The organism is Pantoea sp. BAV 3049 (genome assembly GCF_009765445.1).
Taxonomy (GTDB): Bacteria; Pseudomonadota; Gammaproteobacteria; order Enterobacterales; family Enterobacteriaceae; genus Erwinia.
In genome coordinates this window covers 3,127,131-3,143,034 of record NZ_WHOY01000031.1, presented here as the reverse complement: position 1 = coordinate 3,143,034, position 15,904 = coordinate 3,127,131, and the positions used below count along the sequence as shown (strand labels likewise).

10 protein-coding genes are annotated in these 15,904 nt (G+C 53.5%); 4 read left to right on the top strand and 6 right to left on the bottom strand.

Going from position 1 to position 15,904, the window contains the following annotated elements; all coding sequences use genetic code 11:
* Positions 1–38 precede the first annotated feature (38 nt).
* Both fumA and GSQ70_RS15710 read right to left on the bottom strand, forming a co-directional pair.
* Positions 39–1,682, bottom strand: a complete 1,644-nt coding sequence (fumA, locus tag GSQ70_RS15715; RefSeq protein WP_158783413.1) for a class I fumarate hydratase FumA — start codon at positions 1,680–1,682, stop codon at positions 39–41.
* Between the two features lie 56 nt (positions 1,683–1,738).
* On the bottom strand, positions 1,739–3,250 hold the full coding sequence (locus GSQ70_RS15710) for an anion permease (RefSeq protein ID WP_158783412.1): 1,512 nt from the start codon (positions 3,248–3,250) through the stop codon (positions 1,739–1,741).
* A 650-nt stretch (positions 3,251–3,900) separates the two neighbouring features.
* Here GSQ70_RS15710 and GSQ70_RS15705 point away from each other — a divergent pair.
* A complete protein-coding gene (locus GSQ70_RS15705; RefSeq protein WP_370521067.1) occupies positions 3,901–6,660 on the top strand; it encodes a flavocytochrome c in 2,760 nt (919 codons plus the stop codon).
* Between the two features lie 54 nt (positions 6,661–6,714).
* Entirely contained in the window at positions 6,715–7,683 is a 969-nt protein-coding gene (locus GSQ70_RS15700) for an FAD:protein FMN transferase (RefSeq protein WP_158783410.1), read from the top strand.
* On the opposite strand, the gene dcuR is transcribed toward GSQ70_RS15700, so the two are convergent.
* The 3 genes from dcuR to GSQ70_RS15685 form a co-directional block, all read right to left on the bottom strand.
* On the bottom strand, positions 7,664–8,383 hold the full coding sequence (gene dcuR, locus GSQ70_RS15695; RefSeq protein ID WP_158783409.1) for a two-component system response regulator DcuR: 720 nt from the start codon (positions 8,381–8,383) through the stop codon (positions 7,664–7,666). The genes GSQ70_RS15700 and dcuR overlap by 20 nt on opposite strands.
* Positions 8,380–10,002: a sensor histidine kinase gene (locus GSQ70_RS15690; protein WP_158783408.1), complete on the bottom strand. Its 1,623-nt coding sequence runs from the start codon at positions 10,000–10,002 to the stop codon at positions 8,380–8,382. Before GSQ70_RS15690 ends, dcuR begins: the two co-directional genes overlap by 4 nt.
* A 157-nt stretch (positions 10,003–10,159) precedes the next feature.
* The gene (locus GSQ70_RS15685) at positions 10,160–11,329 is read right to left on the bottom strand and encodes a multidrug effflux MFS transporter (RefSeq protein ID WP_158783407.1); all 1,170 of its coding nucleotides are present in this window, start codon (positions 11,327–11,329) and stop codon (positions 10,160–10,162) included.
* A 388-nt stretch (positions 11,330–11,717) separates the two neighbouring features.
* Here GSQ70_RS15685 and zinT point away from each other — a divergent pair, with 388 nt between their 5' ends.
* A complete protein-coding gene (gene zinT / locus GSQ70_RS15680; protein WP_158783406.1) occupies positions 11,718–12,368 on the top strand; it encodes a metal-binding protein ZinT in 651 nt (216 codons plus the stop codon).
* Positions 12,369–12,466: 98 nt separating this feature from the next.
* Here zinT and GSQ70_RS15675 read toward each other — a convergent pair whose 3' ends face one another.
* Entirely contained in the window at positions 12,467–13,549 is a 1,083-nt protein-coding gene (locus GSQ70_RS15675) for a YncE family protein (protein WP_158783405.1), read from the bottom strand.
* A gap of 141 nt (positions 13,550–13,690) precedes the next feature.
* Here GSQ70_RS15675 and fhuE point away from each other — a divergent pair, with 141 nt between their 5' ends.
* Positions 13,691–15,883 carry a ferric-rhodotorulic acid/ferric-coprogen receptor FhuE gene (gene fhuE, locus GSQ70_RS15670; protein ID WP_158783404.1) on the top strand — a complete coding sequence of 731 codons (2,193 nt, stop codon included), beginning with the start codon at positions 13,691–13,693 and terminating at the stop codon, positions 15,881–15,883.
* The last annotated feature ends 21 nt before the right edge of the window (positions 15,884–15,904 follow it).

Genomic DNA, 15,904 nt, shown 5'->3' with positions numbered 1-15,904 from the left:
GGCGCATTAAGCGCCCGCTGTTTTATCACCGGATTGTGTTACTTCAGGCAGCTTGCACACTGACCGCTGATCTGCTGGAAGAAGTCATTCCCCTTGTCATCCACCAGAATAAACGCCGGGAAATTCTCCACCTCGATTTTCCAGATCGCTTCCATCCCCAGCTCGGGGTATTCCACGCACTCCAGGCTCTTGATGCTCTGCTGCGCCAGCACCGCTGCCGGGCCGCCGATACTGCCAAGGTAGAAGCCGCCGTGTTTTTTGCAGGCGTCCGTCACCTGCTGGCTGCGGTTGCCTTTTGCCAGCATGATCATACTGCCGCCGTGGGATTGCAGCAGATCGACATAGGAGTCCATGCGTCCTGCCGTGGTCGGGCCGAGTGAGCCGGAAGCATAACCTTCCGGCGTTTTGGCCGGTCCCGCGTAGTAGATCGGATGGTCCTTGATGTACTGCGGCAGGCCTTCGCCGTTATCGATACGCTCTTTCAGCCTGGCGTGGGCAATATCACGGCCAACGATGATAGTGCCGCTCAACGACAGGCGGGTTGAGACCGGGAAGTCGGAAAGCTGGGCCAGAATCTCTTTCATCGGACGGTTAAGGTCAACCTTCACCGCTTCGCCTTCACCTGCCTGACGCTGGCTTTCCGGGATGAATTTGCCCGGGTTATCTTCCAGTTTTTCAATCCAGATGCCTTTACGGTTGATCTTCGCTTTGATATTACGGTCGGCGGAACAGGAAACGCCCATGCCCACCGGGCAGGAAGCACCGTGACGCGGCAAGCGGATCACGCGGATATCGTGGGCGAAGTATTTGCCGCCGAACTGCGCGCCAAGGCCAAGGTTCTGCGCTTCTTTCAGCAGTTCCTGCTCCAGTTGCACATCGCGGAATGCCACGCCGTGTTCGTTGCCTTCGGTTGGCAGGCCGTCATAGTAGTGCGTGGACGCCAGTTTGACCGCTTTTAGCGTCGCTTCCGCCGAGGTGCCACCGATCACAAACGCCACATGATAAGGAGGGCAGGCTGCCGTGCCGAGAGTCCGCATTTTATCGACCAGATACGCCTGCAATTTTCCCGGGGCCAGCAGCGCTTTGGTTTCCTGGTAAAGATAGGTTTTGTTGGCTGAACCGCCGCCTTTAGCCACGCAGAGGAACTTGTATTCGTCGCCATCCACGCTGTACAGGTCGATCTGGGCTGGCAGGTTGGTGCCGGTATTCACCTCTTTGTACATATCCAGCGCAGCGTTTTGAGAGTAGCGCAGGTTATTTTCGATAAAGGTGTCATAGACGCCTTTGGACAGTGCGGCCTCGTCGCCGCCCCCAGTCCACACGCGCTGGCCTTTTTTGCCCATGATGATGGCGGTACCGGTATCCTGGCAGGTTGGCAGGATGCCTTTGGCGGCAATTTCGGAGTTGCGCAGGAACTGCAGCGCAACATACTTATCGTTTTCACTCGCTTCCGGGTCATCCAGGATATCGGCAACCTGTTGCTGATGGTCCGGACGGAGCATAAAGGAGGCGTCGTGGAAGGCCTGTTTTGCCAGCAGAGTCAGCGCTTCCGGCTCCACTTTCAGCACCGGCTGGCCGTCAAATTCCGCCTCAGAGACGTGATCGGCGGTCAGCAGGTAATATTCGGTCTCATCATGCTTCAGTGGGAAAGGGTTCTGGTAATAAAACGGTTTGTTCGACATCGCTTTTTTACTCCTAAAATTTAACCGCCGGGGGGGCTCTCCCCGACGGTTGTTAATCAGAACATCATTGCCATCCACGGATAACCAATCACCAGCAGGGCGACAAGGAAAATGGCACCGAAGATTGTACCCAACCGCCAGTAATCTTTCGTCGGCAGATAACCACTCCCGTAGTATATAGGGCTTGGACCGGTCCCGTATGGGGTAATGATCCCCATAATACCCAGCGAGGTCACTGTCAGCAGACAGAACACTTCCATATTCATGCCTGGAATGGTAGAAGCGATGGTCAGAACAGCAGGCAGCAGCGCGGTGGTATGCGCGGTGGTGCTGGCAAACAGATAGTGCAGCAGGTAGAACGCCAGCAGCAGAACAATGGTTGCCACGCCCGGAGAGATACCGCCCATCAGCGCGCCGCCTTCTTTACCCAGCCAGCCGATAAAGCCGGTGGAAGAGAGGCCGTCAGCCAGCGCCACCAGTGTTGCAAACCAGGCGAAAGTGTTCCACGCCGCTTTGTTACCGGTGATGTCGTTCCACTCCAGCACGCCGGTCCACAGCATCAGCACAATCACCAGCAGGGCAGCCAGAGCCGGTTCGATAAAGCTGGCGGCGAAGATCCACATTATCAACGCACAGCAGACGAACACCAGCAGCAGGATTTCATTGCGGGACATTCTGCCCAGTTTTTCCAGCTCGCGACTGGCCCACAGCGGCACCTCGTCGTTCACTTTCACTTCCGGCGGATAGAACCAGTAGGCCAGCAGCGGCATGGTCAGGATCAGCAGTACGCCCAGCGGCAGGAAGGCAATAAACCACATGCCCCAGGAGATGTTGATGCCCACGATGCTTTTCACCAGCGCCAGCGCCAGCAGGTTCGGTGCCAGTGCGGAAAGGAACATTGAGCTGGTGATACAGGCTGCAGTAATGGCAACCCACATCAGGTAAGAACCAATTTTACGGGCGCTTGGATCGTTTGGTTTGGAACCGTACAGCGGCGGCAGGTTAGAGATAATCGGGAAAATTGTCCCGCCGCTGCGCGCGGTGTTGGATGGGGTGAACGGGGCCAGCAACAGGTCGGCGAGGGTGATGGCGTAACCCAACGTCAGGCTGCGACGGCCAAGATATTTCACCAGGATCAGCGCCAGGCGGCGGCCGAACTGGGTTTTATCGTAACCGGCGGCAAACATGAAGGCACCGAAAATCAGCCACACGGTGGAGTTACCGAAGCCGCTGACCGCCCATTTAAACGACTGACCTGCCAGTTTGAATTTCGGATCGGCCAGCTGTTCCGGGCTGAATAACAGCCACTGACTGCCCAGCGCGATAACCACCACCCCGGTCAGGCCAACCACGGCCCCCGGCAGCGGCTCGAAAATCAGGCCAACGATAACGCCAACGAAGATCGCGAAGAAGTGCCACGCATAAGGCGGAAGCCCATCCGGAACCGGCACTAACAGCAACAGCAAAGCCACGATAACGGGCAGCGCCATCATTACCAGACGGTTTTTCTTACCCGCCTTTGCATTGCCTGCTTTATTTTGCGGTAGAGAGAGTGATTTATCAGTCATAGTACACTTCTGCTAGTAGTTTAAGATTCGTTTTCGCTATCCGGCTGGCCTTCACTTTTTTTAGTTTCAAAAGATACTTTGCTTATTTAAAGTGAAATTTGCCGTTGTATTAAATAGCCATTCATCGCTTAAACCGGCGGTGAATTAAAATAAGATGATATTTATATTCTGCGCTTTTCAGGGGGGTGACATTTGATCAGGATCAAGAAATTACGCTCATCAGACCACAATTTGTTTATTTTAAATACCTGACAGGTTTATTGGGTTAAATAGCCTCAGAGGAACATGATAAAGAGGTAAAGAATATTCTTATATCAACCTAAAGAGGTAGGGGTAGAGATCGGATCTCGCTGCAGGCTACGTCCTTAGCAGGTTGGGAGGTTTCAGTCTGGAAGTAACATAAAAGTTATCTTTATTTAATGGAATGTGAACATTTTATTTTTAAATGATTTATCCGATAGGGGTATTCCTGTTACCGAAACACTTTAATAGTTTTATAACTAACGTAAATGCTTTAGTAACTAAAAAAAGGATTATATTGATTCCATGCAAACGACAAACAATCAGAACTAAAAATAGTGTCGGCAACCTGATTTTGAATTTAAATTTTATAAAATTTGGAGTAGACAATAATGAGCAGCAAATCGCTTATGTTTAGCCCATTCACTTTACCGAATGGCACAGAACTGAAAAATCGCCTGCTGATGGCACCGATGACCACCTGTACCGGCTATTTTGACGGGACGGTAAGCAGCGAACTGGTGGAATATTACCGGGCGCGTGCAGGCAGCATTGGCACCATCGTGGTGGAATGCTGTTTTATTGATGATCTTGGGCTGGCTTTCCCTGGCGCAATCGGCATCGATAACGATGAAAAAATCGCGGGTCTGGCAAAAATTGCGGAAGCAATCAAAGCCAAAGGGTCCAAAGCGATCCTGCAGATTTACCACGGCGGTCGCATGGTCGAGCCAAAGCTGATTGGTGGCCGTACTCCGGTGGCACCGAGTGCAGTGGCAGCTCCGCGTGATGGCGCTGCCACGCCCACAGCCTTAACCACGGAAGAAGTGGTGGGCATGGTGAACAAGTTTGGTGAAGGCGTACGCCGTGCCATTCAGGCGGGCTTCGACGGTGTCGAAATTCACGGGGCCAACACCTATCTGATTCAGCAGTTCTACTCTCCTCATTCCAACCGGCGTGATGACGAATGGGGCGGCAGCCGCGATAACCGCGCAAAATTCCCTCTGGCGGTGCTGGAAATCACGCACCAGATGGTGCGCCAGCACGCTGACGACGCCTTCATCATTGGCTATCGCTTCTCGCCAGAAGAGATGGAAGTTCCCGGCATCCGCTTTGATGACACTCTGTATCTGCTGGAAAAACTGGCGGCCCGCGGTCTGGACTATCTCCATTTTTCTGTCGGCTACTCACTGCGTTCCTCCATCGTTGAGACAACTGACCCGACGCCGCTGATCGATAAATACGTCGCGATGCGTTCCGACACGCTGGCGCAAATCCCGGTGATGGGCGTGGGCGGCGTGGCCAATGCTGCCGATGTTGAACAGGCGATGGAGCACGGCTATGACCTGGTGGCCGTTGGTCGTGCCTGCATTGCCTATCCCGACTGGAGTGACCGTATCGCCAGCGGTGAAAACCTGGAACTGTTTATCGACAGCACCCAGCGGGAAGAGAAGAACATTCCGGAACCGCTGTGGCGTTTTTCGCTGGTTGAAGCGATGATCCGCGACATGAGCATGGCCGCTGCGAAATTTAAACCCGGTACCTTTATCGAGAAAGTACAGGATGAAGACAATGAGCTGGTGATTAGCGTCAGCCTGGAGACTGACCGCATTGCGGCGATTGAACTGACTGACGGGCCGGAAGACGATGTCAGCTTCGTGACCAGCTTTCAAGAGATACGTGGCCGTATTCTGGATGCCAACAGTCCGCACGTGGATGCGATTTCCGGTGCAACATCACAAAGTGAGGCGGTGAAAAAAGCGGTCTCCAAAGCGATGGTGAAATCCAGCAAGGCGCTGGTGGTGGAAGAGGGCGGCAATCCCGCTGTTCCGCAGGATTTCGATGTGGTGGTTATCGGCAGTGGTGGCGCAGGCCTGACCGCAGCCATTCAGGCTCATGATGAAGGGGCCCGCGTGCTGATCGTGGAGAAAATGCCTTCCATCGGGGGCAATACCATCAAAGCGTCCGCCGGGATGAACGCCGCCGAAACGCGCTTCCAGCGGGTGAAAGGCATCAATGACAGTAAAGAACTGTTCTATGCCGAAACGCTGAAGGGCGGCAGAAACAAAAATAACGCTGCGCTGCTGCACCGCTTTGTTGAGAATGCGCCGATGGCTATCGAATGGCTTGCCGACCGCGGCATTATGCTTAACGATATCACCACCACTGGCGGTATGAGTATTGACCGAACCCACCGTCCGAGAGATGGATCGGCCGTCGGCGGCTACCTGATCAGCGGGCTGGTGCGTAACATAGCCAAACGTGAAATCGGGGTGATGCTGGACACTTCCGTGACCGGGATTTTGATGGAGCAGGGTGAAGTTTGCGGCGTCAGCGTGCTGAATGATGAAAACGAACAGCAGACTATCCGCACCAAAAGCATTATCGTGGCGACCGGCGGCTTCAGCGCCAACAGCCAGATGGTGGTGAAATATCGTCCCGACCTGGCAGGCTTTGTCACCACCAACCATAAAGGCGCAACCGGCGGCGGTATTGCGTTGCTGGAGCAGATTGGTGCGGGTACGGTGGATATGGGCGAAATCCAGATCCACCCAACGGTGGAGCAGAAGACCTCCTACCTGATTTCTGAATCCATTCGTGGCGGTGGCGCTATTCTGGTGAATCAGCAGGGCAACCGCTTCTACAATGAGATGGAAACCCGCGATAAAGTGTCGGCGCAGATTATCGCGTTGCCGGAGAAATACGCTTACATCGTGTTCGATGAAAATGTGCGGACGAAAAATAAAGCTGCCGATGAGTACATCGCCAAAGGCTTTGTGGTCAGTGCGGCTTCGCCTCGCGAACTGGCGGATAAGCTGGGAATGGATCGTCATCACTTCCTGGCGACGCTGGAGCGCTACAATGGTTTTGTTGAGCAGCAGCACGACGAAGAGTTTGGCCGTAAGACTGCTATGCGCAACCCGGTAAAAGAAGGCCCGTTTTACGCGATCCAAATCGCACCGGGCGTTCACCACACCATGGGCGGCGTGACTGTGAATACCGAAACAGCCGTGCTGGATAACCAGCGCCAGATCATCCCGGGTGCTTACGCCGCTGGCGAAGTGGTTGGTGGTATCCACGGCGGTAACCGTATTGGCGGAAATGCCGTAGCCGATATTATTATCTTTGGCACCCTTGCGGGCCATCAGGCGGCCAGCCGCGCAAAACGTTAAGTCCTCAACGCCCCGGACTCATCTTGCCGGGGCGTCAATTCAAAGGAGCCCGTTATGTCTTCCGGCAGTCATGTTTATGGGTATTCCGCCGTCTTAATGGGTTCGCCCATCCTGTTGAAATTGTTCGATAACAATCAGGCGCTTGCCTCTCAGGTATTCCGTTTAATCAAACAGTATGAAGATCTGCTGACCGTCAACCGCGCTCAGTCCGAAGTGATGAATATTAATCACGCGGCGGGCCGTGCGCCGGTTACGGTGAGTGCGCCAGTTTTTGAATTGATCCGCTGTGCGCTGGCAGCCAGCCTCGTGAAGGACAGCTGTTTCAACCTGACCATCGGGCCACTGGTGAAGCGCTGGCGGATTGGTTTTAAGGGAGACAGCGTGCCACCTGCCGGAGAGATTGCCACTTTACTGCCCCGCACCCGGCCAGAGCAGGTGATACTGGATGACGAAGCAGGAACGGTTTTTCTGACTCAGCCCGATATGGAGATCGACCTTGGCGCGATAGCCAAAGGTTTTATTGCCGACAGGGTGCGAGACTATCTTAAGTTGCAGGGCGTTGAGCAGGCGCTGATCAATCTTGGTGGCAACGTTCAGACGCTGGGTTCACCACCCGGAGGCTGGACGGTAGGGCTGAAGAAACCGTTCGGCGAGGCGGATGCGCTGGTGGGAGCTATCACCGTGGAGAACAAATCGGTGGTGACCTCGGGCGTTTATGAACGGTATTTTGAGCAGGATGGCCGACGATATCACCATATCCTCGATCCGCGAACCGGCTACCCGCTGGATAACGAGCTGGACAGCGTGACCATTATTTCCACCGACTCACTGGATGGCGATATCTGGACCACGTTGATTTACGGCATGGGCGTGGAGAAGGGCTGTGCGTTGCTCAGGCATCAGCCCGGTATTGAGGCGATTTTTGTCACTAAGCAACGCGAGGTGATCTTCTCCTCCGCCAGCCAGTTCAGCTTTACCCTGCGGGATTTTGACTACCGTTTGGTCACTGGCAGTACTGCTTAAGCAGGTCGTGGTGCTCCGCCTGCAGGCGATAATGATAGACCGGTCTTCCGGTCAGGCCATAGTGCACGCTGGTGAACAGAATGTTGATCTGCGCAAGCCAGATCAGGTACTTACGGCAGGATACCCGCGAGATATTCACCGAGTTTGCCAGCTCATCGGTTGAAAATTCCGTCGCCGGATGCGCATCAATCCACTGGCAAAGGGTGCGCAGCGTTTGCGGAGTCAGTCCTTTTGGCAGCCGACGGGCATCGGCCACCACGGGTGCGCCTCCGTGCATCAGACGATCGACATCAGCCTGTTCGTAATACTGATGCGATCCTTTCAGGTTTTTCTTCTCACGCCAGCTGGTCAGCGCCTCTTCAAAGCGGGGGAACTGGAACGGTTTGATCAGGTAATCGACCACGCCGTAATGCATCGATTTCTGCACGGTTGCGGCATCAGAGGCGGAAGAGATCACAATCACGTCAATGGTACTGGCTGCGGCCCGCAGGATCGGCAGCAGATCCAGACCGTTATCCTGTTGCAGATAGACATCCAGCAGGATCAGATCGATGCTCATCGACGGATCGTTAATCATCGTTTCAGCCTGCAGGAGAGTGGCGGCATGCCCACAGCAGCTAAAACCCGGGATCTGACTGACATAGACGCGGTTTAGCTCGGCGACCATGGCATCATCATCAACTATTAATACATTAATCACGCACTCTTCCTTTCACTGTCCCAGGGTAACTGGACAAAAAATTGGGTAAACACACCCGGCTCGGATTCCACCGCGATACTGCCGCCGAGATCCTCCGCTTGCTGCCTCGCCAGCGTCAGGCCAACGCCGTGTTCGCCGCCTTTGGTGGTAAAGCCTTTGTCAAAAATAGTCCGGATATGCTCAGGCGCAATGCCTGGCCCGTCATCGCTGACTTCGCAGCCCAGCCAGCCGTTATGATAATGCAGCAGCACACTGACTTCGCCATCAGACTGGGCCGCCATCGCCTCCAGCGCATTCTCAATCAGGTTACCCAGCACGGTGATCAGCACCGCAACCTGCTGCTCGTTGGGGTTATCGGGTACCAGGCACTCCTCGGCCAGCGTCAACAGATGACCAGTCTCCTTTGCGCGGTTCATTTTGCCCAGCAGGAAACCGGCAATCACCGGCGATCTGATTTTGTGCTGCAGCGCGCCGATCTCTTCCTGATAGTTATTGGCAGTCTGCAGGATGTAATCCTCCAGCTTGGGATAATTTTTCATGTGCAGCAGGCCAAGGATGACGTGCAGCTTATTCATAAATTCGTGAGAGCGCTCGCGCAATGCATCCACATAGCTGACCATCCCATCAAGCCGCTGCATCAGCAGGCGGATCTCAGTCTTGTCGCGGAAAGTACTGATGGCACCAATCACCTGGTTATTACTGCGGACCGGCAGGATATTGCACAAAAACAGTCGGCCATAGCTGCTGATTTCCCGATCCTGCACCGGTTTGCCGGTACGCACCACTTCACCCAGTGTGGCAACCAGCGGCCCCGGTTCCACCCGTTTTCCTGCCAGCAGGTCATCAGGGGAGAGCAGCATCTTGCGGGCAGCATGGTTTATCAGGGTCACATGCCCGTCACGATCTACCGCAATCACGCCTTCTTTCAGTGATTGCAGCATCGCCTGGCGTTGCTCAAACAGGGAGGAGATTTCATAGGGTTCAAAGCCGAACAGAATGCGCTTCAGCACCCGGACCAGCGCCCAGATGCCCAACGTGCCGACCAGTGCGCTGAAAAGCACTATCCACAGCACGTTCCAGCGGCTGCGGTTAATCTGCTCAGCCACTTTGTTCAGGGAAATGCCGACCGAGACCACGCCGATTTGCTGTTGCCGATCGTTATAGACCGGCGTGAACACGCGCATCGCCTCATCCAGCGTGCCGCGGTTAACGGAAACATTCTCTGAGCCCGCCAGCGCGGGGTTGATATCGTCGCCAATGAAATGAGCGCCGATAATACCGGAATCAGGGTGGGAGTAACGGATGCCGTCCATATTGGTCACCACCACAAACAGCAGGTTGTTACGCTGCTGTATGCGGCTGGCTACTGGCTGGATAAGATTTCTGTCGGGAGGGTAAACCAGGCCCTGCTTCACCATGGGGTCGTCGGCCAGCGTTCTGGCCACGGCGAAAGCGGCTGCCTTCACCCCATCGCGGGTGGCATGGCTGATCTGCACAAAGAACAGCGCGCAGACCACCACCAGTACCGAAACAATTACGCTGCTGACCATCAGCGTGACCGAGGTACTGAGTTTCATCGGCCGCTTGCGGGCGTGCCTGCGTTGTTGCAAGTCGCTCATTCTTTTCCCAGTGAAAAAGCAAACCGCAATTATCGCTGATGATGAAAGAAAACTTCAACGAATTGCCGATCTTTCCTCGGGAAGCCCGCAAGCCAACTTAAGTGTCAACGACCCACGCGAGCCTGTAAAGATGCCGGATAACGATCGCCGACGATTTTCACTGTTTCAAGCGCCTGGCTACCGCAAATAAGGCTATTATCCAGCCCATTGTCCACGGCGTGCCATCGCTGAGGAGGGCCAGTAACAACGAAGAGATAATGCCGCTGCCATACTGCAGCGATCCCACCAGCGCCGAAGCAGAACCGGCGACGTCTGGCGCAGCGTCAAGTGCGCAAGCCGTTGAGGTTGCAGCATTGATCCCGTTCATTGAAAAGAAAATGAACACCGGGACGATAATGAACAGCACGCCGCCGTAATTCAGTTTTGCGGCAACAGCGAGAACGACTGCGGCTGATGCTGCGGTAAGCACGGCGTATTTAAGCAATGTTTCCAGCGGATATCGCTGAACCAGACGTCTGTTGACCAGGCTCATCCCCATCAGCCCAATGATATTGAGGGCAAACAGCCAGCCGTAATATTGCGGCCCGATACCAAAATAAGTGATATAGACAAAAGGCGAACCGGTAATAAATGCGTAAGCCGCGACGTAATAAAACGCCAGACATAACGTGAAGCGTATAAATCTGGTGTGAGTCAGCAACCGGTAATAATTCCGGAAAGCACTGGATAAAGAGGCCTTTACTCGTTTGTCTTCGGGTAATGTTTCAGGTAGCCAGAACAAAGAAATAAACATCAACGTGCCGATGAGCGCCAGCAACCAGAAAATGGTATGCCACGACAGGATTTTGATTATTTGTCCGCCAATCAGCGGTCCGGCGATGGGGGCGATGGCCATTATTATTATCAGTGTCGAAAGCATTTGCGCTGCACGGGTGCGGCTAAAAAGATCGCGGATCATCGCTCGTGCCAGCATCGGGCCGGTGCATGCTCCTAAAGCCTGAAAAACACGCCAGAACACGATTTGCACGATATCGGTTGATAAGGCATACCCCACCGCGCCCACCACGAACAAAACCATGCCAATAAACAGCGGCAGGCGTCGCCCCAAGTGATCGCTGATCGGTCCCCAAATCAGTTGAGCAATGCAAAAGCCGATCAAAAAGCCGGTGATTGTCAGTTCCGCATCGCCCTGTAAATCTTTTGCCATAGCCGGCATGGCAGGCAGATAGATATCGGTAGAGAGGGAGGTGACTGCCATTAATGCGCTCAGGATGACAATAAAAGGCAGTCCTGAGGTTTTCGCTGACCGGAGAGGGATATTGAGCATAGCTGTCCGTAAAAATCGAAGTGACAGGGCGAATTTTATCGGTTTACTCGCTACTGATAATGATCATAAACAGGATAGGCTTGATGAATCATGTTCATAAATCTAAGTAATGATTTTGATTAGCAGGTTAATAATAACAAGAGCAATTAATGTTAAGAATTATCTCAGGGTATCCGGCACTATTGTTTTCGCCCCCTTCAAGAGCTAAGCCAATGAGAGTGCCGGAGATAAGCGCCGGGTGGGGACAGTATTTTAAGAGGCCGCCTTCGGGCGGCCTCGAACTTTTCGGCTGCACCCATTACTCCCGAATTTCTTCACCCGTTCAATATTGAAAATAGTTATGTTATAACGTAACATTAAATTTCAATCTGTACAGGAGGATCTTATTTTGTCTGGTCATTATGGAAAGTGGGTATTGGCGTTGGGGATGGTGATGGTTAGCGGGCAAGCGCTCGCCCATGGGCATCACTCTCATGGTCAACCCCTGACGGAAACAGAACAGAAGGCCGCTGATGGGGAATTTGCCGATCGGCAAGTTAAAGACAGGAGCCTGACTGATTGGGATGGGATGTGGGAGTCGGTGTATCCTCTACTCATAAACGGCGATCTTGACCCCGTTTTCAAAAAGAAAGCGAAAATGGATAAGAGCAAAACGTTTGAAGAAATCAAAGAGTATTACCGCAAAGGGTATAAGACAGAGATTAATGCCATTGGTATCGAAAACGGCGTGATGGAATTTTACGTAGGGAATCGCATCAGTTCCTGTAAATATAAGTACGCCGGACGCAAAATTCTTACCTACCTGTCTGGTAAAAAAGGGGTTCGATACCTTTTTGAATGTCAGGATCCTGGCAGTAAAGCGCCTAAATATGTCCAGTTCAGCGATCACACCATTGCCCCACGCAAATCTGCTCACTTCCATCTCTTTATGGGAAACAGCTCTCAGGAAGACTTGCTAAAGGAAATGGATAACTGGCCGACCTGGTACCCTTATCAGTTAACGAAAGCTCAGGTTGTCGATGAAATGCTGCATCATTAACTGAGGTAGATAAGCAGGGAATACGGCTTCCCGGTTCTCCATTTTAAAAAGGGAAAAAAGGGACGCCAGTGCGTCCCTGTTCAAAACTCACAACCCATTTATTGCAAAGAAATGCGGGCAATACTGTCCGGGCCTTTGGTTGAGTTGTCCTTGTTGAAGTCCTGCTTCACGGTGACATACAGCGTCTGGCCGTCGTCTGACACCAGCAGGCTGTTCGGGTGACTGTCGAAGGACCAGCTGTTTTTCACCGCGTAGGTGGTGGCGTCCAGCTGCAAGACTTTCTTTGACTCACGCTGGCTGATGTACAGCTCGTGGCGTCTGGCGTTGAACTTGATGCCCAGCGCGTCACCCGGCAGGCGTTTGACCACTTTGCCGCTGCGTTCATCGAAGACCAGCGTGGTTTTCGCTTTAGAATCATCGGTCACGAACAAACGGCCGGTTTCCGGGTCTTCCGCCAGATTCAGGAACAGGTAAGCTTTGCCATCATCCGGGGTCCAGCGCTTCTCAATACGGTGACTGCGCGGATTGATAGCCAGAATTTCTCCGCCGCCATTGGCCGCATAAATACGGTCAGTCACCTGAGAATAAATGATCCCCGTTACCCACTTTCCGGCGTTTTTAATGGTCTTTTTCAATTTCAGGGTTTTCGCATCCACCACCCAGATAATCGCCGGGTCGCCCACGCCGCCGATATACAGCTGGCCCTGATGCAGGAAGATTTCACGTGCGCCTAACGGATCGCCATCTTTGCCTTTCTCTGTGAACATCAGGCGCTGCAGCACCTTGCCGCTTTTAGCATCCACTTTCGAGATGCCGCCATCGAGTGTGTTGGTAGTGTAAAACACGCTGCCATCCGGATCGGTTGCCATCGCGAAGTTTTTCAGGTCGGTATGCGTTTCGCCCAGAGTCTCCAGCGTGGTGGGATTGAGGCGATAAAGCATACCGCCATTTACGTCTTTGAACCCCTGTGCGCTGGCAACATACAGCGCTTTGGCTTCGGGTGAATAGGCCATCTCATACAGCCCGTCACCTAACTCCCGTTGGGAAACCTGAGTTTCAACCGGCTTCTGAACAGCGGCAGGAGCCTGCGCTTTTGTCGCCGGAGCCTGACACGCCGTCAGGCTGAAGGCCGCCACTACCGCGAGAGCAACCGCGGCTTTGCGCGGACTGAAAGATTTCATTCTGTACCCCATCAATAATTAAACGTGTAAACACAGGTTGTTACATATGTATTGCAGAATCTTTTGGAGTTATTAAAAAGCAAATGAGTATTATTAACATTCTCATTCAATAAAAACAATGATTCTTCAGGGGAAGTGTTAATGCCTTCTTATCGCAGGGAAAATGGCGCGGTTAATTGTGCGTCATGGGGCCAGAAAACGTTTACTGTTTCCGTGCTGGCGTGGGTGATTCATGTTGCTGTTACTCCTTTTCCCGCGCTGGCTGCGGAAGCCAGTTCTGACAGCAAAACGCCGACGTTACAGCAGGAGCTGGTGGTCGATGCCACGACTGATGATGCCTTCACGACGCAGCAGGATTACGCCGTCAAAATAACCCGTGCTGGCACGAAAATGTTGATGACACCTCGTGATGTTCCGCAATCGCTGAGCGTGGTCACCAAACAGCGAATGCAGGATCAAAACCTGCAATCGGTAGGAGACGTGCTGGATAACACCACCGGGATCGGAACCGAGCTTGTTGACAGCGAACGCTCCTCGTATTTCGCCAGGGGTTTCCAGATCAGCAGTTTCACCTATGACGACATTCCCAGTTCGGTCAGCGATACCTGGAACTACGGTGATGCCGCAGAGGACACGGCGATTTACGACCGCATTGAAGTGGTGCGTGGCGCGACCGGCCTGATGACCGGTGCAGGCAGCCCGGCAGCTTCGGTGAATATGGTGCGCAAACATGCCGACAGCCGTGAGTTCACCGGCAACGTCAGTGCGGAATATGGCAGCTGGAACCATCAACGCTATATGGCTGATGTCTCCGGACCGCTGAATGAATCTGGCACCGTGCGCGGCAGGGTGGTGGCTGGTTATCAGGATCAGGATGGTTCGCTGGATCGTTACCACAAAACCAAAAAATTCCTTTACGGCGTGCTGGATGCCGACGTGACGGATAACACCACGCTGTCGCTGGGCTATGACTATCAGGATAACCAGACCAGCAACCCGACGTGGGGCGGCTTACCCACCTGGTACAGTAACGGCCTTCGCACTCACTATGGGCGCGGTACCAACGAATCGGCAGACTGGACCCGTTACAGCACCAATTCACGAAAAGTGTTTGCCAACATCACGCATAACTTCACTAACGGCTGGGTATTCCGCATGAATGGCACTCATGCGGAGGAGACTTTTAATGACAAGCTTCTTTATCTGGAAGGTTTTCCGGATGTTGTCACCGGAGAAGGCATCACCGGCATTGGCAGTCTGGACCGGGGTAAACGGAAGCTGGATTCGATTGATAGCTACGCCAGCGGTCCGTTTGAACTCTTTGGACGCCAGCACGAGCTGATGGCCGGGGTCAGTTACAGCCGCCAGCATAACGCCACTTACAGTTCCGATGGGGCTTATAACGACGATGAGACATTGAGTTTCAACGACTGGAAGGGGGATGTGGCAGAGCCTGGCTGGGGGGACTGGTATCTGAACGCGGATGATGTGGTGCGGCAGAAATCTGCCTACACGGCAGCACGTCTGTCGTTGGCCGATCCGCTGTCGCTGATTTTGGGTGCCCGTTATACGCAGTGGAGCACTATTGGCAGCAGCGGTGATATGGCCAAAAATAACATCACCCCTTATGGCGGGTTAGTGTATGACATCAATGAAGCCTGGTCTGCCTACGCCAGTTACACCTCCATCTTCCAACCGCAAACTGAACGCGATCGTAACGGAGGCTATCTTGCGCCGATCACCGGGAAAAACTACGAAAGCGGCCTGAAGTCGGACTGGATGGATGGACGGCTGACGGCAACCTTTGCCGTGTTCCGTATTGAGCAGGATAACGTCGGGCAGGAGGATGGCGATAACTTTGTTAACGGCTCCAGTGAACAGGCTTATTACGCGGCAAAAGGCGCAGTCAGCAGAGGGGCTGAGTTTGAGCTGAACGGCGCGGTTACCGATAACTGGCAGATGACATTCGGTGCAACACGCTATGTGGCGAAGGATTCCACTGGCCGCTTCAACAGCAACATGCCGCAAACCTCACTGAAATTCTTCACCCGCTATCAACTACCGATGCTGCCACAACTGACGCTGGGCGGTGGCGTGAACTGGCAGAACCGGACCTTCCAGGATGCAATCGGGCCGGATGGCGAAACGCATCGCGTTTATCAGGGTAGCTACCCGATGGCAAACCTGTTTGGTCGTTATCAGGTGACGAAACAGCTGGCAGTGCAGGCTAATATTAACAACCTGTTTGACCGCGACTATTACGCTTATGCCAGCGACTATGTCGTTTATGGCGAACCCCGTAATTACTCGGTCAACGTTTCGTACCAGTTCTGAATCCTCCCATAACCCCGGCTT